This window comes from Neobacillus sp. BF23-41, assembly GCF_041106275.1.
The window spans coordinates 1-22,756 of the sequence record NZ_JBGBPR010000003.1; the positions used below are offsets into that span (position 1 = coordinate 1).

The window sequence follows — 22,756 nt, forward strand, 5'->3', positions numbered from 1 at the left end:
ATGACTTCGGCTGACTTCTCTTAATTCAGCTACTTATCACTAAGTAGGTTCCTGTATTGGGTATTAAGAGACCTCCCAGGGTAAGTTCATTCACTTTCTCCTCATATATCTGCCACATTTATTCCCGTTTCATCCGGAGATATTTTGGACTTTGTTTTGTTCTGCAAACTCGTCCTGAAACGGAAACCTCGAATGTGATTCGTGTACCTCAGACCGAGGATTTGCCTAGGGCTTCCTTCAGATTCCGCGTCACCACGGACACCCTTGCCTTCGGCTAATGGTTCGCATATCCCAACGCCCATAGCGGACTTGCACCGCCTAGTTAATGAACATGCCTGGCACACAAAAAAACAACAGAAAGAATTTCTGTTGTAAAATAAATTTATAGGGAAAAGAGGATGTTAGATGGAAAATAACTAAATAAAGCACTACGAAATGGTTAAATAACTGGGATTGTTAAGAAGTCCCTTTTTTCAACGATTACTTCTTAGCAATGGCTACTCTCCATGTTTCAGGACCTTCCTCAAGGTACTCCCAAGAGAATTGCTCAGGTCTTTCCATCATGAATTGATATAATAGTGGTCTAGGGTCATGGTCATTTACAATCATCATTGTCTCACCTGATGCTAAACCGTCAAATCCGCCAAAGATTGTTGGATGTTTTTCACGTGGTGGAAAATCTGGAACATTAATGACTTTTGCGTAAGTTTGCATTATTTTCACTCCCATTAGTTTGTTAACTTCTTTTTTATTATAAGGAAACTTGGTCTATAACTTAGTGAGTGGTATCACACCAATAAGATGATTTTGTTAATACAGGGGGTATGACCAATGAAGGAACTAATTGGAAAGTGTAAGTGCTGCAGTAAAGAAATTTATTGCTTAGATGGCTTTTTTAACGGTATCCATACCGAGGAGAAAGAGATTTATTGTTTTGAATGCCACGAAATATTGATTTTGAACAAAGAAAATCCGCAAAGCTGACCTTTGCGGATTTTTCTATTAATCCTCGTCAATTGAAAGATCTTTAACAGGGAGTTTTTCTCCTTCTTTGTTGGTTGGCTTCCGTAAATTAAAGATTGCTTTAATACAGAATAACAATAATACTACCACTCCGATTAAGAAAATGGTGTCAGGCACCGCACGCCATGTTAATAATGTTTCAACAATATCCTTTTGTAGGAATGATGCTGAACGAGAAGCAGCATAACCATGATTAAAGGCTTCTTTGATTTGAATGAAACCAACAGGAAGCAAGGATAGGAAAACCATTCCTGCAAGTCCAACGTTTAACATGATACAGCTAAATTTAATCCACTTATCATTCCATGCCTCTGGTTTTACAATGTTTCTCAATGAGTAAAGTAATACTGCACATGCAAACATTCCGTACACACCCATCATGGATCCATGACCGTGAGCAGGTGTTAAGAATTGTCCGTGTTCAAAATAGCTGACTGCTGGTAAGTTAATTAAGAATCCAAGCACACCTGCGCCAACTAAGTTCCAAATAGCAACAGAGATTAAGAACCAGAACGTTCCTTTGTATGGGAAATCTACCCCACCCTCACGCATCATCTTATATTGCTCATATGCTTCAAGGATTAACAATGTTAACGGAATTACTTCTAATGCTGAGAATACTGCTCCAAGAGCCAGCCAAACTTCTGCTGAACCATTATAGTAGTAGTGGTGACCGATTCCAATTACCCCACTGCCCAAGAGCAGGATCAATTGGAAATAAAGTTGTCTTACTGTAGATTTTTTCGTTACAAGACCGAGTTGAACCAATAAGAAACCAATAACAACAACCGCAAAAACCTCAAAAATACCTTCTACCCATAAGTGAATAATCCACCAGCGCCAGTAATCTGCAAATGTGAAGCTTGTACCTGGGTTGATAAACAAGGCAAATATATAGAATGCTGGCACCGCGATTGCTGAGTAGAATAACAGGTGAATAAGTCCGCCTTTATCATTCTCTCTCTTCAGACCAGCCCTGACACCTCTATAAACGATAAACAGCCAAATTAGCATACCGACAATCAAAATAATCTGCCAGATACGTCCAAGCTCAATGTACTCCCAGCCAGTATGACCAAATAAGAACCAGTTGTTTCCTAAGTAGCCATTTGCACCTAGCCATTCTCCGACCATACTTCCGACAACAAGGACAACCAGTGCCCAGAATAAAATATCTACTAATAAACCTTGTTTCTTAGGCTCATAACCTCCAACTAGCGGCGCTACATATATTCCCATTCCAAGCCATGCCGTAGCGATCCAGAAGATAGCAAGCTGTAGGTGGTAACCTTTTGTAATATTAAATGGAAGAATATCGTGAATCCACTTCATACCGAAGAAACTATCAGGTTCGATATAATAGTGAGCTAGTAACGCCCCAAACATACACTGGACAAAGAATAATGCTGCCACAATGACGAAGTATTTTCCTGTTTTCACCTGAGAGCTCGTCACCGGCACTTTCCGTAAATCAATTCGTGGGAAATTACCTTCTTTATAGGCTTCCTGCATACCAAATTGATAACGGTAAAAAACAAATAGGATAACTCCAACCATTAATACAAATAATGTTATGCTAGCACCGCTCCACCAAATAGCAGAAAAGGATAATTGGTTTCCTGCGTCTTCATAGTAAGGCCAATTATTAGTATACGTGATTTTATCACCTTCGCGGACTGTACTTGAAAGCCACGCAGTCCAGAAAAAGAAATCAGATATTTGGGTGATTTGATCCCCTTTTGCAACATAAGCTCGATCGTCTTTTGGCATATCCCCTTCTTTAATAAGGTTTGCCTTTAACCCCCAACCGTCGCCTTTAGTAAATATCTTTTTATAGTACTCTCTTACTTTTTCAAGTCCAAACGCTTGAGCATTTGTTAGTTTCATTGTATCGCTTTTGCTATCATAACGATTTTTACGCATTTCTTTTATTACTTTATTTTTTATAACGGATTTTTGATCTTCATTTAATGAAGCATAATCTTTACCGAATTCATCATTTGCTTTAAAATCTTGCATTCCTTCAGTATAGAGCTTTAAAGCTTCCGCTGTATAATCGGGACCCATATAAGAACCGTGACCTAAAACGGTACCATAATCCATTAAACCGTACTTTTGAAAAACGGCCTGTCCGCCCATAATTGTATCTTTTGTAAATAAAACGTCACCCTTTTCATTGGTAACCTCTACAGGTCTTGGTGCCTGCTCCTTAAAGATCCAATAGCCACCTACTAGTAATACCGTGAAGCTCAGTAAAATGGTTATAACTAATATTGATTTAAGCATTGCATTTTTATTTGTCTTCACCACTTTTGTGGTTGGTGTTCCCCGTTGTATGTCCATTCCAAATTCACCCTTTCATATTTTCTCACAAATCGTATTGTAACTTTCACAAGACCGTCACACAGTGAAGCAACTCATCGTACTCCTGTGATATTTCCCACACCACAGTTCCGACTGAGAATTATTTTCATAAAAACTAGTTATCTATGACGGAGGTCACATAATTACAGGGAAAACACTGCTACAATTTAGTCAAACAGAATTACTAATACGAAGGTGATGTTAATGAAGCAAGAGGACATAGTAAAAAGATTGTCTGAGGTCCCAATCTTCAAAGAATTATCTGCAGAAGAATTAGAGCCCATCGTGAAGATTGCACAAACTCGTTTTTATAAACATAAGATGTATATTTTTATGCAGGACGATCCACTTGACCGAGTTTTCTTTATTCATAGTGGAAAAATAAAGATCTGTAAAACAGACCAATCAGGGAAAGAACAACTAATATCCGTGCTTGAACCTGGTGAAATGTTTCCACATGCAGGATTTTTCAGGAAAGGAAATTTCCCAGCTCATGCGGAAGTGATGGAAGATACAAATCTGATTGTTATTCCCATAGATAAGTTTGAAGAAATACTTATTTCCTATCCGGAGCTTTGCATCAAGTTATTCAAAGTATTAGGAGAAAAAATAGTAGATTTGCAGGGAAGATTAGAAGCACAAGTTCTCCATAACACTTTTGAACAAATAATTTTACTACTTATTAGGCTCTGTAAATCAAATGGCGAGATGGTTGGCGAGCGCTATAAGCTAACAACACAGTTCACCAATCGCGAATTAGCCAATATGATTGGCACTTCAAGAGAAACTGTCAGTAGGACGATCAATCATGTGAAAAAGAAAGACTATGTTGCCTTGGATGTGGATGGTTTTTACCTAATTGACAGGGAAGCTCTTCAGCGGGAATTATTCTATTAATTTAGCAGGCTTGGATTTATAAAATATAAGAGGAGTTGTAACTACGATGGAACAACGAATTATCGAACTTGATGTACGCGAGGATTTAAAGAATAAAATTGAACCCTTTCAAAAAATAATGGAGGCTTTTAAGGAAGTTAAGGATAATGATATATTTATCCTTCATGCCCCCTTTAAACCAGTACCACTTTTCGCGGTATTAAAAGCAAAAGGCTTTACTCATGAAGAAGAAGAAATTGAGAGTAAACATTGGAAAGTAACTTTTACAAAGAAAGCTTAATGGAAGAAGGGGGGAATATTCATGATTTTGGATAATCGAGGTTTAGAACCGCCACAGCCAATGATGAGAACCTTAGCCGCCTTGGAAACCCTTGGGAAAAATGAGGTTTTGACAATAATTAATGACCGCAGGCCGATGTTCCTTTATGAGCAATTAGAAGAATTAGGCTATCAGCAGCGTACAGAACAACAAAATGACGGAAGTTTTAAAATTGAAATCTTCCGGTAAGAGGGTGAAATGTCATGCTTCCTCAAAATATGGGAAGTGAAACGAATATTAAGCTTCCATTTTCATTTATCTTGTTTAGTTTAATTGCCTTGGTGTTTTCACAAATTCTTCTTTTAGTAAATGGTCACTTGATGGCGGATGGGAGCTTTAGAATCCCAGTAATTTGGGCTGCAGCCCATTTATTAATTCTAGGCTGGGCATTAATGGCAGCAATGGGAGCGATGTATCAGCTTGTACCTGTTGCATTCCTAACTAAAATATGGAATGAAAGATTTGGTTTTATACAATTTTTTCTTACTGCGATCGGTATAACATCATTTTCAGCGATGTTATATTGGTCACCACAAAATGCAATGATTCCTGGTGTCCTTACTTTACTCGGCATCTTAATGTTTTTATTCCAAATGTTTATGACACTAAAAAAACAAGCAAAACCAACTATTCTTACAGCTTTCGTCGGTTCGTCCCTTGTTTGTTTATTTATTACGATTTCTTTAGGGATTACATTGATTTATTGCTTAAAAACAGGATTTGCCGGTGAATATTATCAATCGATTTTAAAAGCCCATTTATTAATGGGAGTTACTGGTTGGTTTACATTATTAATTTTTGGATTTTCATATAAGATGGTGCCTATGTTTTCGCTATCTCATGGTTTTCCGATGATTCAGGCTAAATATGTTTATGTTTTTTATCTTTCAGGTCTTGTCGTATCGCTGGTTTCCTTCTTTACTAATAACAATACCCTTTTGAAAATTGGTTTCTTGCTGCTTTTAATAGGATTTTCCATTTTCAGCTGGCATATTAGAATAATCATCAAAAAAAGATTGAAGAAAACATTAGATAAACCTTTTACGATTGCACTAGTGGCTATTGGGTTTGGAAATGTCATTCATTTTGCAGCTTTTATTATGCTTTGGAATCATGATGTTAACACTTTTACTAGCCCGCTTATCTATGCCTATTTATTACTTTGGATTGTCTTAAGTATTGTTAGTTATTTATATAAAATAGTTCCATTCCTTTGGTGGACTTACAAATACAGTAAGGAAATCGGGAAAAATAAGGTCCCTTCATTAAAAGAGATGATGAATGAAAAAATGGTTATTCCGTTATTTTCTTTATTTATCGTCGCTATACTGATAGTTTTTTGTGCTCTAGCTTTTCATATTGCTATTCTCTTTAATGTTGGTCAGTCCGTACTTTCGATTGTTTTTATTATCATTGCAATTAATATCCTAAGCGTATTAAAAAAATAGTGAGGTGTTTATGATGAATTTAAAAGAAAAGATCCTAACTGAGTTAAAGAGTGTTTACGATCCTGAATTAAATATAAATGTCGTTGACCTAGGCTTAATTTATAATGTAGAGGTAACAGAAACCGCTGATGTTACTATTACCATGACGTTAACAACACCCGGCTGCCCACTCCATGACAGCATAACCAGCGGGGTACGTTATTGTGCGGAAGGAATGGAAGAAACTAAAAAAGTTGAAGTAAATCTTGTCTGGGAGCCAGCCTGGTCACCAGACAAAATGACAGCTGAAGGCCTACGATTATTAGGTAGATAAAATACAAAGCGGAAGAGCCTTTAATAGGTCCTTCCGCTTTGTTTATTCTTCATGATTATCAATCTTTAGCCTCTGTTGGCAATACTTCTTTAATTTTCTGTAAGACATTTGTGTCGATATCTTCATCAACTAAAATATGAACCGTTCCTTGATCCTTTTCACTCCTGATCAAGCGGCCAACGCCTTGACGTAAGCGGAGAAGCATATACGGCAAGTCAACTTCCGTAAATGGGTTATCTACACCGGCCTTTTTTGCGGTAAAGACAGGATCATTAGGTGGAAAAGGAAGTGAAAATATCAAGACATTTTCAAGTGATCTTCCCGGAATATCAAGACCTTCCCATAGATGAAGTGAACAAAGTATCGCATGTTCTTCATTCTGAAATTTAGAAACAAGTGTGCTTATTTCTTCATCGCCTTCAAAATAAACTGGATACGGGACTGCTCCTGATAGCTTTTTCTTTAGTTGAGCCAATTCCTCTTTATTATTTAATAGAACTAATGCGCGTCCCTCTGATTTGCGAATTTCCTCTAAAATATATTCTAATTTCCCTTCAATATCAGCATCTTTAAATTTTGGAAGGTAAAGCTCCATCCTATCATCATAATCAAAAGGAGATGTCACTGAAAAAGATAAGTAGTCATCAACCCCGATACTAGAAGCAATATAGTCGAACGACTTTTGATTTGCTAGCGTCGCAGATGAGAAAATAAACGGCTTTTTCTGAGTGAAAACTTCTTCCCGCATTACTTCCTCGACCATTTTAGGCATAATAACCAGTGTGCGTTCTCCCCCTTTTTCCTCGAACCAAGTGATTCCGTTTAATTCCTGAAGAAAAAGTGATAACGAATAGGTGATTTGCTCCAAATATTCCTCGACAATTTTCAGATCGTACTCATTAATGACATATAACTCACTTTCAAACACTAATTCCTCCTCTAATCCTTGAAGGGTTGAAAGTAACTTTCTGCATGTTTTAAAAACTAATGGATGCTTCGTAATCATTTGTTTTTCAGAACCTTGTGAAAGAGAGGAGAATTGTGAAATCGCATCAAAAAATGCCTCGTTATCTAATAAAGCCTCATCAATCGTATACAAGGTCTTCTCACGTACTTCATTTTCCATTAACCTATTGAGCAGGGTTTCTAATGTATAATCAGTAAACCGGTAGCTCAATGCTTTTTGCGCTGCATATTCAAGCAGGTGTCCTTCATCAAAAACAACGGAAGAATGTTCAGGTAAAAGTGGAAGCTGCCCTTCTCGCTTTCTTGATTCCTTTGTCCAGATATGCTCCATATAAAAATCATGGGAACAGATAATTAAATCCTCTGAATGTCGATAATAATCACGGTGCAAAGTCAGCCCACAGCGATGACGCTTTTCACAAGAAAAACAATCTTGGACAGCATCCCAATTAACTTCACTCCATTTTTCATCTGATAAAGCTGGATAATCTCTTCTGTCACCATATTTTTCAAATGTTTGCATAGAGCCAACAGAATGAACAAAATCAGGCAGTTTTTCATAAATATCTGAAATCTCATCTGAAAAATCAGTATTCCTGGTCAGATCTAGCTTTTTTAAACAAAGGTATTGATCTCGCGATTTTGCCAAACGGACATCGATATCTAGTCCAAGAATTTTCTCCAGCTTTGCGATATCTCCCTCTTTTTTAACCAACTGCTCAATTAAAGTCTCATCCGCACAAGCAATAACAGCCGGACGATTGGTATAACGTGCATACATTATCGCATAAAGCAAATATACGATGGTTTTCCCCGTTCCAACGCCTGCTTCAGCAAACATTACTTTTTTATCTTTGTAGGCATTTTCTAGTTGAAAAGCCATATATATCTGTTCATCTCTTAGTTCGAATCCAGCTTCAGGCAAAACATCATAAAATAAGTCACCAATCCATTCACCTAATTTATCATAAAAGGACTCTGTTTTTGCAATGTCAAATGGCATGCGTTTTTGCATAGTACCCTCCCCAAAAAACTTTCATGTGTTACCACAAACATAAGTATATTAATCATTGATTATTCTAGATTCAGTTCATTTTGACGAGGAGGTTTCTTTCCCCAATATTGATAAAGGTCAGTACGAATAAAGCCATTAAAAAGCTTTCTCTTCCTTGTCGCTGGCTTTCCATAGAATTGTTCGAACTGTTCATTAGAAGTCAGGATATAAATTGACCATGTATCAAGCGCATTGAATGCTTCACCCATTTCTTTATACATGTGTTCGACCGCTTTTTTATCCCCTAGTCTTTCACCATAAGGTGGATTTCCGACTATGACACCGTACTGTTTATTGGTAGAAATATCTCTAACCTGCATTTGCTTGAAATGAATTAAGTCAGCGAATCCGGCTTCAAAGGCGTTTTCTTGGGCAATTTTCACCATTCTATGGTCGATATCAGTGCCTAATATGTCTAATGGTTGATCATAATTTGCAAGGTCCTCTGCTTCATTTCTAGCTTCCTCCCAAATCTTTGAAGAAAACCAATTCCAACGCTCAGAAACAAATTCTCTGTTAAAACCTGGAGCGATATTTTGCCCTATCATTGCCGCTTCAATGGGAATTGTCCCTGAGCCGCAGAAAGGATCCATAAAAGGACGGTCTGCCTTCCAATTGGTGAGTAAGACAAGTGCAGCAGCAAGTGTTTCCTTTAGGGGTGCCTCCCCCTGATCGAGACGATAGCCGCGTTTATGAAGCCCTTGACCACTAGTGTCAATGGTGATCGTAGCAACATCTTTTAATAGTGCCACTTCGATGCGAAAATAAGCACCGGTTTCCTCAAACCAGGTACTTCGTTTATAATGTTGTTTCATTCGTTCTACCACTGCTTTTTTAACAATTGCCTGGCAATCAGAAACACTAAAGAGCTTTGACTTTACAGATTTACCAACCACAGGAAATTCCGCGTCTTCAGGTAAGAATTTTTCCCACGGGAGTGCCTTGGTTTTCTCGAATAATTCATCAAAGGTATAAGCCTTAAATTCTCCGACCTTGATCTTAATTCTGTCCGCTGTTCGGAGCCATAAATTACTGCGGGCTATCGCATTTTCATCACCAGTGTAGGTGACTTTGCCATTTTCAACTTCACAGTCATATCCTAATGATCGTACTTCTTTGGCAACTAAAGCTTCAAGTCCCATTGCCGCCGTAGCTATTAATTGATAATTTCCCATTTTTTCACCCTTAATTCATTTGTATGTATGTTTATTTTTAATAAAAATAATCTTAATTCGCTTTCATTATTGACAAAAAGTCGACAACGAATGCAATATGTCTATTAATAATAAAAAGCTCCCCTTATCAGGAGAGCCATTTAATATCCAGCATACTTTCCCATTAATAACGTTCTGTAAGCCATGTTCTGTACCAGTGTACTCCAAACGACACGGGTGTGTCTCGTACTTAGGTGGTAATCATCTATCTACAGGCTCAGATTTGAACCTGTCCTTCTCCTTGTTCAATTCCTCAGAGAAAGTGCCCCTACCATTATTTGGGTTTCTCGCTCGTGGGGTTTACCCGTTCCACCCTTTCCATTTCTGGAAAGGCTACGTCACTGTGGCACTTTTATAGGTATTCATACCATATCCCCAAAAGGACTTAGGTATTTTCCCGGCCGTCAACTGGATGCTAGCCCCAGCTGCCCTAGCTTATGAATTCACTAGGCACGAACACTACGAGCATCTCAGCTCGTGCGAGCATGGACTTTCCTCTGCAAGAATGCAAATGCTTCTCACAGCGATTACCCGAACGTTATTAATGAATACAATTTATTATATGTATTTCACGCTGGTAATTCAATGGTTATTTTTAGGAATTTGTAATACATTCTGTTAATCGTAGAGCTTGTTACCAAAAACATGTTTTTCAAGATTGGATAATCGCTTCAAGATATCAAAATTTGTGGTACCTGCAGGCTGTGCTGCGGGCTGTCTTTTTGAAGTTTCTTCAAGCTGTTTCCGAAGCCGAAGATTTTCCTGTTGAAGATCTTCAACCTCCTGATGAAATGTTGCATAATCTTTAATGATTAAATCCAAAAACTTATCAACGTCTTCTTGTTTATAGCCGCGTACGCCAGTCTTAAACTCTTTTTCTAAAATATCCTTAGCTGTTAATTTCACTTTATCTGACAGCATTCAATTCACCCCAGTATTCGCCAATCACTACCTATTATTTTTTCAAAAATATGTAGTTTTGTCAATTTTCATTTGTTTTGTTAAATTTATGATTTGATAAATCATTTCAATATATGGATTTGTACTTAAAAAAATGACTAATAAAGTTAAAAGTCAGCGAGTTTCATTTGTTCTTCTTCGACAATCATTTGCAAATCATAAAATGTAATCAGCTCAATCGGATATAGATGTTTTTTTTGGTATTCAAGAGCCATTTCATATAGATATTTTGGGCTCCCATCTCTTTCCTGATCGTAAAGGAGGAGGAGTCCCTCACTTTTTTCTATAAAAAATTGATTTTTCAGCCTAAATTGAAACGGTTTTTCATATCCCTTTTTCGTAACAGAATCAATGAAATCAGCTTGTGCTAAAACTGACTCATACCATTCCTGATTATTTTCCTTCCAAGACGCTTGCTGATCTAAAAATGGCGTTATTACTGCTAGTTTTAGATTTGGAAATTCCATTTGCAATTCAAATACAACCTCAGCTGCCCACAGTTCCACTCCTAATTGGCCACTTATCAGCACCCACTCTAGTCCTTCGTCTATCATTGGAATGAGTGATTTTTTAATTGCAGCCTTGAGAAATAATACCGATGGATGGTCATTTTTAAAAATTCCTAATTCATAGGGTTTATAACCTGAAATGGCTAGAACTTTCATAAAGAACGTTCTCCTCACCAAGAATTTTTTTTTAAATGGACAAACATTTGAATGAAACAAGCATATCATATTAGTAAATAAAAATTAAAAAACAAGGGCTAAAAAGCCCCTGCAAAATACATTATTTCAATTAACGTCTAGGACCCATGAATGGTCCTGGTGCAAAGCCTGGGCCTCCTGGTCCGAAACCTGGGCCTCCTGGTCCGAAACCTGGGCCTCCTGGTCCAAAGCCTGGGCCCCCTGGTCCAAAGCCTGGGCCCCCTGGTCCAAAGCCTGGGCCCCCTGGTCCAAAGCCTGGGCCTCCTGGTCCAAAGCCTGGGCCTCCCATTCCTGGTGGTACATTTGGTAAAGCATTAGCTGCTGGCATTGCAACTGGCATTGCAGCAGGTGCACATGGGTTACAGCAGTTAATTTGCTGATTACATACCTCTTCAGCGCAAGAAGCAGTTTGCGGACAGTAATGTTTATGTTGATACAAATGGTGATTTACCGTGGTTGAGTGGACAGGGTGAATATGGGGAACCACTGTCGTTGAAAACGTATGGTTCACAATTTGTTGAGTCGGATGAATGACTGGCGGCATAAAGTTAGTTCCAAGATACATATAATAATCTCCCTTCAATTATTTGTTTACATTACAGCCTATGTTGAAGGGATTACTCTTGTACTAATGAAAATACCTATTTTTTTGGTTTAATACGGTCATTGCTATGTTTTCAATATTTATATATGTTCAGATATGCCTAGTTTTGCTCAAAAAAGGGCTGCCCACCCTAGACATATGTTTCATTTATAAAAAAGAATAAAAGCTATCTTTTAAACTCGTAAAAATAACTGCAGTCAAACAAACGACAATAAAAAATAAGAATAAAATCGCTTTATACATGTTACCAGCTCCAAATGTTTTGTTAGTCGTTTTTTTTCTCAATCCAATTTCAAATTTTACCTCTTTCAACTATGATAAACAATATGGAAATGCTGGTTTTTTAAATTAATTTTCACTGATTTTGTGGCAATTAGATGAACTTTACAAAAAACAATAGTCAGACCGGTTATTTTGCATTTTTTCGCTCTATCCGGCTAAGACGAAATTTGAGTTGTTCTAAGCTTTTTTGATCTGTAATTTTAGGTGGTTTTTCAAATTGGGATACGATCATAATCGCCTTTTGACAATAATCCAACGCAAGTTGATAATCTTTTAGCCTATGTTCATGGATCTTGGCTAGCTCCAGGCATGCATCTAACATCATTGGTTTATCACCCGAATCAACAACATCCGAAAACAATTTCCGTGCTTTTTCCCAGTCACGTTCTTTTTTTTGTTGTATAGCTAAAGCATGCTTTGCTTGATAGGAAGTAAAATCACTTCCATTTGCAAGCTTGGTCAAAACTTTTTCTGCTTCATTTTGTTCTCCTAATGAAGCAAACCAGCGCCCTACCTCAAAGGACTCGGGTCTGGTTTGAGAAGTATCTGTTCCACATAGTTGAAAGGTTATATGTGTATACAATGTAACAAGCGATAAAATATCAATTTCATTATGTTTTAGAATACCAAGCATTCCATTAGGCTGTTTACTATCAATAAACTCAAAGTAAATCATCGGAGCCAAAAAGCCAGGAATGTCATCTACCCTTTCTACACCAAGGACCTCTTTCTCCACAACAGCTAACTTTAAACGGTCTAATTTATGCTTCCATAGCCTTCTAGCCGCATGAAATAAATCGAAATGCCCAAACTGCGGCAGCTTTGGCACATGTTCTCTTACGAGCGTATGCCTTGTTTTTACCTGCGGCCAATCAAATGACTTCCCATTATAAGTAACCAGCGTTTTATAATTCACTTTTTCTAGAAAGCTTTGATATAAAGGGACCTCTGCCCCCGGATTCGGTAAAATATGTTGTCTTAAGATAAGGGAATCACCAGAAATGCTCGCATAGCCGAGTAAAAAAATCGTGTTTCCGACCCCACCGCCAAGTCCAGTTGTTTCAGTATCAAAAAAGAATAATTCTTCCGCTTGATGCCCTTCTGCTGATAAAGGATGATTTACGGGCTGTTTGTTCCATATATCTACTGCGGTTAGAAAATCACGAAAACAGTAATGACCATGCTGATATGAGAGTGGATATTTCACTTCTCTGATTAAACAGTAATTTTGATCCATAAAATATGGAAAAACGTTTTCTTGCTCCCATTGTTCCTTGAAAGGAACCTCAATGTTAACCGCTAAAGGAGGAGTACTAATTTTTTCAGATTGAACGCCAACAGAAAGATGTGGTTTTAAACGATTTAATTTATTTTTTAACGACATCGCTAATCTTCCTTCTCCTATATTGAGGGTTTTAAAAAGGCTTCAATAATTTTTAAGGTATCATTTTTTGCTGTATCACTAACGGTGTCTGTACCAATACATGAAGGGCAGCCAAATCCGCATTGACAGCGAGTAATCATTTTCTTTGTTTCCTCAAATACTTCCGACATACCTGTGTGTATTTTCTCGCTTAATCCTATCCCACCTGGGTAGCGATCATAAAAGAAAATGGTTGGCTTTTCGTTATGGACTGCCTTTACTTGCGGAATGACATGAATATCCTGAGGGTCGGCCATTACGAATAAGGGAGCTATATGGTTTAGTGCATGCGCAGTCCCGACAAGACCCTGTTCGAGTCGCTCATGGCCGATTTCTGATATCGGCTGGTTTAAGGAAATCCAGGCCGCATTTGTATGAAGCTCCTCTTCCGGTAATTGGATCGGTCCAGATCCTATATTTTCGTGGGTTTCGAATTTAATTTTCTTAAAAATTGTGGCCATCGCCCTTACACTAACATCGCCATAACCGAATTCAGCATCATCTTTTGATTCAAGTTTGTCTACTTCCAGTACTTTTAATTGAACCGCTAAATTGGCATCAGTATAATAGTCTACATCGACTTCCCTAACGAACGCCTTTTTCTCTTCCCAATCAAGCTTTTCTACCTGGAATTGAGTCCCTTGATGTAAATAAATTGCTTCATCATGGAGAAGTGTCATCGCTGAAAAACGGTCCATTTCGCCAATTACTTTTACATTCGCAACATCTGACTGATCAACGATAATCACGTTCTCTTGTGATGCAGACCTTAAACTAATGTTATGTGCTGGAAAAGAATCATTCATCCAATACCATTTCCCGCCATTATGATAAAGGACACGTTCTTCTGTTAAATATTCTAGTAGTTCCTCTGTTTCTACACTTCCAAAATGCTCACCCGCTTTAAAAGGGAGTTCATAGGCAGCACATTTCATATGATCGATTAAAATAATTAAATTATCAGGATTAATCCTTGCTGTTTCAGGGCTTTTGTTAAAAAAGTAATCCGGATTCTGGATGATGTATTGATCTAGGGGACTGGAGCTTGCTACCATAATGACTAGGGCTTCTCCATGCCTTCTTCCCGCTCTTCCAGCCTGCTGCCATGCGCTGGATATCGTACCAGGGTAGCCTGTCATGATACACACTTGCAACTGCCCAATATCCACTCCTAGCTCAAGAGCATTCGTACTGACCACACCGTAAATATCACCTGAACGAAGCCCTTTTTCAATCTTCCTTCGTTCGGTTGGGAGATACCCGCCCCGATAGCCCATTATGGATTTTGCTCCCAACTGATTCTTCACTAATTCCTGCAAATAGGTCAAAATGATTTCAACTCTAACTCTGCTTCTCGCAAAAACGATAGTTTGAATTTTATTTTTTAAAAGTTCACCCGCAATTTTCCGAACCTCAAGTGTGGCACTTCTTCTAATGTTTAATGGTTTGTTTACAATAGGTGGATTATAGAATAGAAAATGCTTTGTACCACTAGGGGCCCCATTATTATCAACCAGGTTCATCTTTTCTTCTGTTAGGGTCTCTGCGAGTTCAAGTGGATTAGCAATGGTTGCTGACGTGCAAATAAATACAGGGTTACTCCCATAATACTTACAAATACGTTTTAATCTTCTAATCACATTGGCCACATGACTGCCAAAAACACCTCGATAGGTATGAAGTTCATCGATGACAACAAATTTAAGGTTTTCAAACAAAGAAACCCATTTGGTATGATGTGGCAGGATGGCTGAATGGAGCATATCAGGATTAGTAATAACCACATGCCCCGCTTGTCTCACTCTTTGACGAATATTTGCAGGTGTATCCCCATCATACGTGTAGCTGTTTATATCCACACCCGCTGCTTGAATTATCTCATTGATTTCACTCTTTTGGTCCTGTGCGAGTGCTTTCGTAGGAAACATATAAAGAGCCCGTGTACTTGGATTAGATAGAATCGATTGCAAAACTGGAAGATTATAGCACAGGGTCTTTCCTGAAGCTGTAGGGGTAACAGCGACGATACTTTTTCCTTCAATAATTTTTTCATAGGCCGATTTTTGATGTGTATAAAGTTGTTCAATTCCCTTGCTCTTTAGAGCAGACTTTAAAATCGGATGAAGGTCTCTTGGCATCGGGACTGTTTGGGCCGGCTTTTCCTCGATGGTGTGCCATGTAACGATATTTTCCTTAAATTGATCATTTATTTTTAAGTCTGACAAAATTTCTTGCAGGCTTTTTCTTAGCTTCATGCTTCCTCACCTCATTACTTCTATTTTAACGAATGAACGTTCGTAACAAAAGAAAAAACGACTTTTTTATTTTTTATATACCTAGTACTTTTTTCCAATGGTAAGAATAACTTTAAATTCTACTTAAACAATAAATATCAATAACATTAAACTATTACTAGAATTTTTGTTACAATAGATAGTAACGGAATCTATATTTGAAGGTGATTGGATGAAATTTGAAGAAATTAAAAGGGTGCTCGCTGATTTTACTCTTTTTCGTGAATTAAATGATTTTGAAATAACAAAAATCTCTGACATTGCTATTGCTAGGGAATGGAAAAAACATAGTCATGTGTTTCTCCAAGGTGACCCGCTTGAAAATGTCTATTTTATTAATGACGGAAAAATTAAAATTTATAAAAGTGACATTAATGGCAAAGAACAAATCGTCGCCATTGCTAAAAAAGGTGAGATGTTTCCCCATGTAGGGTTTTTCAGAAAAGGCGATTACCCAGCCTATGCAGAAGTACTTGAATCCTCAACACTTATTGCTGTTCCAATTTCAAAATTTGAAACTGTACTGATTGAAAACCCTGAACTATGTATTAAAGTTTTTAAAGTATTAGGAGAAAAAATCGTTGATTTGCAAAATCGTTTAGAAGAACAGATTCTCAATAACACATACGAACAAATTATTAAACTACTAATTCGGCTCGCCCAGAAGCATGGTAAAGAACAAGAAGATGGTACGATCCTATTAAAATCCGAATTCACGAATAAGGATCTTGCTAATATGATCGGCACGACAAGAGAAACCATAAGCAGGACGCTAACAAAAATGAAAAAAGATGAATTAATAGAAGTAGATGAAGAAGGCAACATGATCGTAGATGTTGAAATTCTCATGGAAGAAATTAATCTAATCTAAAACACTAAAAACCGCAGCAAATCTATGCTGCGGTTTTATTATACTTATATAATTGAGAGCTGTAGCATATCTTCCATGTCTTCTTTAGCTGTTCCAATCAATTTTAGATTAAAGGTGTCCTGAAGGACCTGTAATACCCCCTCAGAGATAAATTCAGGCGGCTTCGGGCCAATGCGGATATCCTGGATCCCTAAGCTAAATAAACCAAGCAAAATAGCAACTGCTTTTTGTTCAAACCAAGATAACACGATGCTGACCGGAAGTTCATTCACTTCACATCCAAATGCATCTGCAAGTGCTAAAGCAATCTTAACAGTTGATCCAGAGTTATTGCATTGACCTAAATCTATATACCTTGGAATATTAGTTCCCGGAACCACACCATAATCCACGTCATTAAAGCGGAATTTCCCACAAGAGGTTGTTAATATAACAGTCTCTGGCGGTAGTGAAGTGGCAAGTTCACGATAATAATTTCCGCCAGTGCCCGGTGCATCACAGCCTGCGATAACAAAGAAACGCTTGATTTTACCAACTTTGACTGCATTAATTACTTCAGGTGCTAAGCCTAGAACCGTTTCATGATGGAACCCTGTTAACAATGTTTCTTCGGAATCAATTGCTGCTTCAGGAAGCTTTAAAGCTCGGTTAATTAATGGTGTAAAATCATCATTAATAATTTTCTCTACATTTTCAAGACCTGCTACTTCATATGTATACATCCTGTCAGCATATGACCCTTTAATCGGCATTACACAGTTGGTCGTTGCTAAAATCGCTCCAGGGAAATTTTCAAAAAGTCGTCGCTGGTCGTACCAAGCTTTTCCGATATTCCCTTTTAGATGAGTATATTTCTTCAATGCTGGATAGCCGTGTGCAGGTAGCATTTCAGAGTGCGTATAGATATTGATACCCTTTCCCTCTGTTTGCTTTAATAGTTCCTCTAAAGCAAATAAGTTGTGACCTGTAACAATAATACATTTTCCTTCAATTTTGTTTTGGCTGACCCGGATTGGCTCAGGGATGCCTAAACGCTTTGTATGAGCTTCATCTAGCATTTCCATTACGCGGACTGCTGATTGGCCAACTTTCATCGCCATGTCGATATGTTCTTGAACATTAAAATTTGAATTCGTTAAAGTCATATAAAGTGCTTCATGAGTGGTGGCATCGACAAAAGGATCTGTATATCCTAATTGATTAGCATGGGTTCGATAGGCCGCAATTCCTTTTAATGCAAAAATAATCGTGTCTTGTAAGCTAGCAATGGTTTCATCCTTACCACACACACCGATGACATTACAGCCGCCAGATGGAGTTTGTTCACATTGATAACAGAACATTTTAGTTCCTCACTTTCGATTTTATTTCTGCTTTACTATACTAATCGCCCTAAATATTTAATGTGATTTACATCACATTTAAAGCAACTGTAATAAATCGTTCATAAAATTATTGCCATACGATGACGGCACCTACCCAGTTTATCCAGCATATAATAGCGAGTGAAATATTGGAAAGCGAGGGGAACTTAATGTCATCTAAGGTACCGAGTGATAAGAATGACCCTAAAAAGCCGAAAACAGAAGCTTTTGGCGAGTTAATGAAATCGATGAACGACTTTTTCAATGAAAAACCAATCAAAGGCTTTCTACAATCAATGGATGATTTTTTTAAAAGTCCATTTCCATCTGGATCGAGCTTTCATGTTGACACGATTGAAACAGGTGGGGAATACATCATCTCTGCAGAACTGCCAGGGATAAAAAGAGAGCAAATTCATTTAAACATTTCTGGAAATTATTTAACTATTTCTGTAGAAAATAACGAATTTGAAACCGAGGAAGACGAAATCAATCATTTATATCGACGTAAATACTTACGCCAAAAATCATCAAGAACGATTTCACTTCCGCATACGATTAATGAAGAGAAAGTGAAAGCATCCTATCGTGATGGTTTATTAAAAATCCGCCTTCCACAGGAAAAGGGGAAAATTATTGATATCGAAGACTAAATTCCATTTCCCTTCCATATGAAAAGACGGCTAGTAAGAAAGCCGTCTTTTTTATTACGCTTTAAATATTCCACCAAATCCCTTTACAAGTGATGATACTTGGTTAACAGCATTCATCATTTGACCTGCTGTATTCACCATTTTATTTATATCCACCGATCCATCTTGGGACTTGAAGGAATTCATAAACGTTTGGACTCCTCCTGGCTGTTTTGGGGTTGCACTTTGCTTAGGATAAGGGTTCATCACTGGATAACCATTCATGGGCATATACTGTGGTTTTTGAACTATTTCATCCTGTGGCTGTAAAGGGTTCTGGAATAAGAATTGCGAATCCTTTTGCGAAAATGGCTGGCTATTGTATGGCGTATTTTGAGAAACGTAGCCAGGTTGATAGTTTTGCCCATATTGCTGGTACACTGGCGGGTAATAAGGAATTTGTTGATTGGGTTGTTGGTAAGCGGTCCAATCATAGTTTTGGGGCTGAGCTTGGTAATGGAAGGGTTGATTACTATTAATAAGCTGCTGATTCCTGATCTGACCAACTGGACCTTGCTGCATCATTTGCCCCGAGTATTCATAATTGAGGTAATTAGCCGGCCTTTTTTTGCCAAACATGGGCAAACATCTCCTCCGCTTTTTTATCTACTACACATTATGAAGGAGAGAGAGGAAAGGTGATTCTTTTGAAAAAGAATTATAATGTCAAAATGACGAGAATTTTGTCTGAAGTTTAAATATTTTAAAAACTAGGAATCCCTTATTTTCGTGATACGATAGAAAAAAGGATGAAGGAGGAGCTAATAGATATGGACATTCGCGAATTAAAAAGCAAATTTATTCAAAGTCGGGATTATACACCAGATGATGTTAATACATTAATGGATTTTGCTAAGAAAGCGTATATTCAAAACGATATTAACATTAAAGAATATCGTCTTCTTGTCCGTGAACTTGAAAAACAAGGCGCGGTAATACCTGAAACGGATAATGAAAACTCCCTCATCGAACATTCTTAATAATAATTAAAGAGATGCAGCTGCATCTCTTTTCTATTTTTTAATCTCTTTTAATATTTCCAAGAGGAAAAATTCAACTGTACGATTTGCATTTAAAAATCTCGTTTTGCTAGTTTCCGGGAAAAAGGATTGAATTGACAACTGGTCAATATGTTCAGATGTCGTGTCGATTTGCTTTAAATGAAGATGTTTATGGTCCGTTTCAGACAGCCATTTCTTCATGGCATGTTTCCATTGGTCATTTATTTCCTTAACTTCATTTGCAAATGGCTTAATCACTTCATGAAAATCATGCTTGAGCCCTGACTCCCTTCCCTCTAGATAGTACTTCATGAATAAACTATTATAAGCTAAAAGTTTTTCCGTTAATTGGATAATTTCTTCAGACATCTTTTTAATAAACCCTTTCTTTAAAAAATGGCTCTGTTATAATTGGCTGTTGATTTCCGCTCCAATCAACTTGTGCCAAAATCAACAATAAGCTTTAACATAGCCTAAAAAATAAAAAGTAGCAAAGATCTTTATGCTACTTTAATCGTTACTATTATTTTATAGGCAATTAATAGCCCAATTCAAGTTGTAAGGCTCTAGACACATGATTTGGATTGGCACAGGCAATCTCTAAATTAGAAATGGAGTTTACTTTATCAATACTCCGTTCAAGTCCCATTAGTTTTTGTTTTGATACGATTAACTTAGCCTGCTCTTTCTTGTCTAAACTTTTGCGCAGGTCTGAGAAGGATGCTCCAAGCACCACTTCCAATTCTTCTAATTGATCGTATATTTCTGACAGCATTAAAATCAACTTTTCCTTATCGGACAATGGCTTATTCATCTATTAAACCCTCCCAGCATTTTCTATTAAGTATAATTATTCTCTTTCTTTTTTCGGCTTCCTTCTACCCTGACAAAACTAGAAGCTATTCGTCAAAGGTAGTGGTAAAATGGCATTTTCCCCCAAGTAATTCGACATCGATTAAACCCTGCATGAAAAAATAAAAAAGCGCACAAGCTATTGTTGGAGGTGTTTTTTAATGTCAAAAAATAATAAACAAAACAAAAAGCAGCAAACAGTTCAATCAGATGCAGCAACAAAAACAGGCTACGGTGATAAAAAGCTTGTGGGAGAAAATCGACCTGCCGAATAACAACCAACCAAAGAGCAAGGGACACTTCCCTTGCTCTTTTATTTCCATTTTTTTAGCTGCAAGGTCTTTTGGAGGGCCAACATTAATTGAAGTTGGTTTGATTTAGCAAAGTACCAATCAGTAAGGTGAATGGGGTGACGATGTCGTGCGGGAAGATGCAACCAGGTTGGGGATACTCTGCGTTGCGTACTCCAATCCTCATATTTATGTTGATTATGCTTTATAACTGGGAAGCTCACTCGCAAAATCGGGGTTTTCAGGCCAGTTTTTATTTTAAAATATTGTTCATAATCATTTCTTGAACCAGTATGCGGCGTTTTTTCAGCGAATTCATAAAAATATGGAAATAACCGTGGATGAAAAAGTATGCTAGCTAGTCTTTTACCCAAGTTGATTCTTTTTGAAAGTGATTTGAAACCATTTGCACTTGCCCCATATACTTCTCCCCCACAGGTTGGAAATAGTACACAACTGAAATGGAACCAATCTTGAAAAGAAAAAAGCTTCGATTGGAAAACCTTTTTCTTATATAGAGGGTGTTCAATAACCGGTGTTTGAATGACATTTTGTTCATTTATGATTAATGAAGTGGTTAGTCTGTTCTTATCATTTTCATTCCAATATCGAAACCATTCTTTTTGGATAAACGTAGAAACATGAAAATAAGGGAGTAAATGAAACATTTTTCGATTTAATTTCGTCGAATATTGGTAGACCAATAGCTGGGGATAGACATCATTGAAAATCAACCAATTTGCCCGCTCATAGGTAAGGAAAAGCTGCTTTCTCGTCAAGTCCGTTAGTAATTGAGGAAATATTGCCCCTTGGAGGTCACACATATTCCACCCCCCATTCCTAGATACCATGCTTGCTAAGAAAGACCAAATGATATCTGGATGTTTTTTAAAAAAAGAAAGGTATGCTTCAGTCCTTGAGATATTATCGACATTTTTTTTATTGGTTTCATCTTGAATTTGACGAATGATTGTTCGTTCCTGTATTGTAAGATGATTCATATTCATCTTCCCTTAAGTTTTTTTAATAGATTATTAGTACTATGATTGAGTTTCCTTTTATGAAAAATGCATCATGTATAAATTTAGTATTCACAGTACAATTGTTATTAGAGTGTGTATGCAAATGTATTTTATACACCCCTTTCCCGTCAAGATTTGATATGATAAGGAAGAGTTTGAGAGGTGTAAAACGTGAACTTTAACTATCCAAACGGAAAAAGGTATGTACCAAGAGGACAGAACACAGAAAATATCAATAAAAAAAAGAAAAATGGCTCTTATAGTAACAGAGGAATGACACTTGAGGAAGACTTAAATGAGACAAATGAATATTACCGTGCGAGAAAAGTAGCTGTTATTCATAAAAAACCAACGCCGGTCCAAATTGTCCAGGTTGATTATCCAAACCGCAGTGCTGCTGTAATTAAAGAGGCATATTTCAAACTAGCCTCCACCACGGATTATAATGGTGTTTATAAAGGAAATTATATTGATTTCGAAGCTAAAGAAACACAGAACCCTACCTCTTTTCCATTAAAGAATTTCCATCAACACCAGATACAGCATATGGAAGAAGTACTGGATCAAGGAGGTATTTGTTTTGTTATCCTTCGTTTTACAAGATATGAGCAGGTTTTTTTACTCGAAGCAAAACACTTGTTAACATTTTGGAAACGAATGAATAATGGCGGCAGAAAATCGATAACCAAAGAGGAAGTGGAACAACAAGGACATCAGATCCCACTTGGTTTTCAACCGCGAATTGACTATATTAAAATTATAGATAAGTTTCATAATTGAGAGAAGGCTCGAAAGGAAG

At 37.3% G+C, this 22,756-nt stretch carries 24 protein-coding genes and 1 other RNA gene; 10 read left to right on the forward strand and 15 right to left on the reverse strand.

Going from position 1 to position 22,756, the window contains the following annotated elements; genetic code table 11:
• Window positions 1–480: 480 nt before the first annotated feature.
• On the reverse strand, window positions 481–714 hold the full coding sequence (locus tag AB7942_RS05690; protein WP_215010457.1) for a DUF2249 domain-containing protein: 234 nt from the start codon (window positions 712–714) through the stop codon (window positions 481–483).
• Window positions 715–831: 117 nt separating this feature from the next.
• Here AB7942_RS05690 and AB7942_RS05695 point away from each other — a divergent pair, with 117 nt between their 5' ends.
• Window positions 832–984: a hypothetical protein gene (locus AB7942_RS05695; protein WP_179195911.1), complete on the forward strand. Its 153-nt coding sequence runs from the start codon at window positions 832–834 to the stop codon at window positions 982–984.
• An 18-nt stretch (window positions 985–1,002) separates the two neighbouring features.
• Here the strand turns inward: AB7942_RS05695 and AB7942_RS05700 are convergent, their stop codons facing one another.
• Window positions 1,003–3,366 (reverse strand): nitric-oxide reductase large subunit, encoded by a 2,364-nt coding sequence (locus AB7942_RS05700; protein ID WP_369446150.1) that lies wholly within the window; start codon window positions 3,364–3,366, stop codon window positions 1,003–1,005.
• A gap of 225 nt (window positions 3,367–3,591) precedes the next feature.
• Between AB7942_RS05700 and AB7942_RS05705 the strand changes: the two genes are divergently transcribed.
• Genes AB7942_RS05705 through AB7942_RS05725 form a run of 5 tightly spaced genes read left to right on the forward strand, consistent with a single transcriptional unit; the run spans window position 3,592 to window position 6,364 of the window.
• Window positions 3,592–4,284: a Crp/Fnr family transcriptional regulator gene (locus AB7942_RS05705; RefSeq protein WP_369446151.1), complete on the forward strand. Its 693-nt coding sequence runs from the start codon at window positions 3,592–3,594 to the stop codon at window positions 4,282–4,284.
• Window positions 4,285–4,330: 46 nt separating this feature from the next.
• Window positions 4,331–4,564 (forward strand): DUF2249 domain-containing protein, encoded by a 234-nt coding sequence (locus AB7942_RS05710; protein ID WP_369446152.1) that lies wholly within the window; start codon window positions 4,331–4,333, stop codon window positions 4,562–4,564.
• A gap of 21 nt (window positions 4,565–4,585) precedes the next feature.
• The gene (locus tag AB7942_RS05715; protein ID WP_088088749.1) at window positions 4,586–4,792 is read left to right on the forward strand and encodes a DUF2249 domain-containing protein; all 207 of its coding nucleotides are present in this window, start codon (window positions 4,586–4,588) and stop codon (window positions 4,790–4,792) included.
• A 14-nt stretch (window positions 4,793–4,806) separates the two neighbouring features.
• Window positions 4,807–6,051, forward strand: a complete 1,245-nt coding sequence (locus tag AB7942_RS05720; RefSeq protein ID WP_369446153.1) for a hypothetical protein — start codon at window positions 4,807–4,809, stop codon at window positions 6,049–6,051.
• Window positions 6,052–6,064: 13 nt separating this feature from the next.
• Window positions 6,065–6,364 carry a metal-sulfur cluster assembly factor gene (locus AB7942_RS05725; protein WP_369446433.1) on the forward strand — a complete coding sequence of 100 codons (300 nt, stop codon included), beginning with the start codon at window positions 6,065–6,067 and terminating at the stop codon, window positions 6,362–6,364.
• Window positions 6,365–6,422: 58 nt separating this feature from the next.
• Here AB7942_RS05725 and AB7942_RS05730 read toward each other — a convergent pair whose 3' ends face one another.
• The 8 genes from AB7942_RS05730 to AB7942_RS05770 form a co-directional block, all read right to left on the reverse strand.
• A complete protein-coding gene (locus tag AB7942_RS05730) occupies window positions 6,423–8,345 on the reverse strand; it encodes an ATP-dependent DNA helicase (RefSeq protein ID WP_369446154.1) in 1,923 nt (640 codons plus the stop codon).
• Between the two features lie 59 nt (window positions 8,346–8,404).
• Window positions 8,405–9,559, reverse strand: a complete 1,155-nt coding sequence (locus AB7942_RS05735) for a THUMP domain-containing class I SAM-dependent RNA methyltransferase (protein WP_369446155.1) — start codon at window positions 9,557–9,559, stop codon at window positions 8,405–8,407.
• 172 nt (window positions 9,560–9,731) lie between these two features.
• Window positions 9,732–10,137, reverse strand: an RNA gene (rnpB, locus tag AB7942_RS05740) — RNase P RNA component class B.
• Between the two features lie 79 nt (window positions 10,138–10,216).
• Window positions 10,217–10,519, reverse strand: a complete 303-nt coding sequence (gpsB, locus tag AB7942_RS05745; RefSeq protein WP_088088754.1) for a cell division regulator GpsB — start codon at window positions 10,517–10,519, stop codon at window positions 10,217–10,219.
• Window positions 10,520–10,665: 146 nt separating this feature from the next.
• A complete protein-coding gene (locus AB7942_RS05750; protein ID WP_369446156.1) occupies window positions 10,666–11,223 on the reverse strand; it encodes an SLOG family protein in 558 nt (185 codons plus the stop codon).
• Window positions 11,224–11,353: 130 nt separating this feature from the next.
• Entirely contained in the window at window positions 11,354–11,827 is a 474-nt protein-coding gene (locus AB7942_RS05755; RefSeq protein WP_369446157.1) for a CotD family spore coat protein, read from the reverse strand.
• A 448-nt stretch (window positions 11,828–12,275) separates the two neighbouring features.
• Window positions 12,276–13,532: a ribonuclease H-like domain-containing protein gene (locus AB7942_RS05765; RefSeq protein WP_369446158.1), complete on the reverse strand. Its 1,257-nt coding sequence runs from the start codon at window positions 13,530–13,532 to the stop codon at window positions 12,276–12,278.
• Between the two features lie 17 nt (window positions 13,533–13,549).
• Window positions 13,550–15,826, reverse strand: a complete 2,277-nt coding sequence (locus AB7942_RS05770) for a DEAD/DEAH box helicase (protein WP_369446159.1) — start codon at window positions 15,824–15,826, stop codon at window positions 13,550–13,552.
• 211 nt (window positions 15,827–16,037) lie between these two features.
• Here AB7942_RS05770 and AB7942_RS05775 point away from each other — a divergent pair, with 211 nt between their 5' ends.
• Window positions 16,038–16,736 carry a Crp/Fnr family transcriptional regulator gene (locus AB7942_RS05775; RefSeq protein ID WP_369446160.1) on the forward strand — a complete coding sequence of 233 codons (699 nt, stop codon included), beginning with the start codon at window positions 16,038–16,040 and terminating at the stop codon, window positions 16,734–16,736.
• Between the two features lie 44 nt (window positions 16,737–16,780).
• Here the strand turns inward: AB7942_RS05775 and hcp are convergent, their stop codons facing one another.
• Entirely contained in the window at window positions 16,781–18,079 is a 1,299-nt protein-coding gene (gene hcp / locus AB7942_RS05780; protein WP_369446161.1) for a hydroxylamine reductase, read from the reverse strand.
• A gap of 191 nt (window positions 18,080–18,270) precedes the next feature.
• Here hcp and AB7942_RS05785 point away from each other — a divergent pair, with 191 nt between their 5' ends.
• Window positions 18,271–18,753: an Hsp20/alpha crystallin family protein gene (locus AB7942_RS05785; protein WP_369446162.1), complete on the forward strand. Its 483-nt coding sequence runs from the start codon at window positions 18,271–18,273 to the stop codon at window positions 18,751–18,753.
• 54 nt (window positions 18,754–18,807) lie between these two features.
• Here AB7942_RS05785 and AB7942_RS05790 read toward each other — a convergent pair whose 3' ends face one another.
• The gene (locus AB7942_RS05790) at window positions 18,808–19,371 is read right to left on the reverse strand and encodes a YppG family protein (protein ID WP_180247416.1); all 564 of its coding nucleotides are present in this window, start codon (window positions 19,369–19,371) and stop codon (window positions 18,808–18,810) included.
• Between the two features lie 191 nt (window positions 19,372–19,562).
• On the opposite strand from AB7942_RS05790, the gene yppF reads away from it, so the two are divergent.
• Complete coding sequence (gene yppF / locus AB7942_RS05795) at window positions 19,563–19,772, forward strand: YppF family protein (RefSeq protein WP_098931669.1); 210 nt, start codon at window positions 19,563–19,565, stop codon at window positions 19,770–19,772.
• 33 nt (window positions 19,773–19,805) lie between these two features.
• Here yppF and AB7942_RS05800 read toward each other — a convergent pair whose 3' ends face one another.
• The 3 genes from AB7942_RS05800 to AB7942_RS05810 form a co-directional block, all read right to left on the reverse strand.
• Complete coding sequence (locus AB7942_RS05800; RefSeq protein ID WP_088088764.1) at window positions 19,806–20,162, reverse strand: DUF1798 family protein; 357 nt, start codon at window positions 20,160–20,162, stop codon at window positions 19,806–19,808.
• A 169-nt stretch (window positions 20,163–20,331) separates the two neighbouring features.
• Window positions 20,332–20,607, reverse strand: coding sequence for a hypothetical protein (locus tag AB7942_RS05805; protein ID WP_369446163.1), 276 nt, complete (start codon window positions 20,605–20,607; stop codon window positions 20,332–20,334).
• A gap of 351 nt (window positions 20,608–20,958) precedes the next feature.
• Window positions 20,959–21,936, reverse strand: a complete 978-nt coding sequence (locus AB7942_RS05810) for a DUF2515 domain-containing protein (RefSeq protein WP_369446164.1) — start codon at window positions 21,934–21,936, stop codon at window positions 20,959–20,961.
• Between the two features lie 192 nt (window positions 21,937–22,128).
• Here AB7942_RS05810 and recU point away from each other — a divergent pair, with 192 nt between their 5' ends.
• Window positions 22,129–22,737 (forward strand): Holliday junction resolvase RecU, encoded by a 609-nt coding sequence (gene recU, locus AB7942_RS05815; RefSeq protein WP_369446165.1) that lies wholly within the window; start codon window positions 22,129–22,131, stop codon window positions 22,735–22,737.
• The last annotated feature ends 19 nt before the right edge of the window (window positions 22,738–22,756 follow it).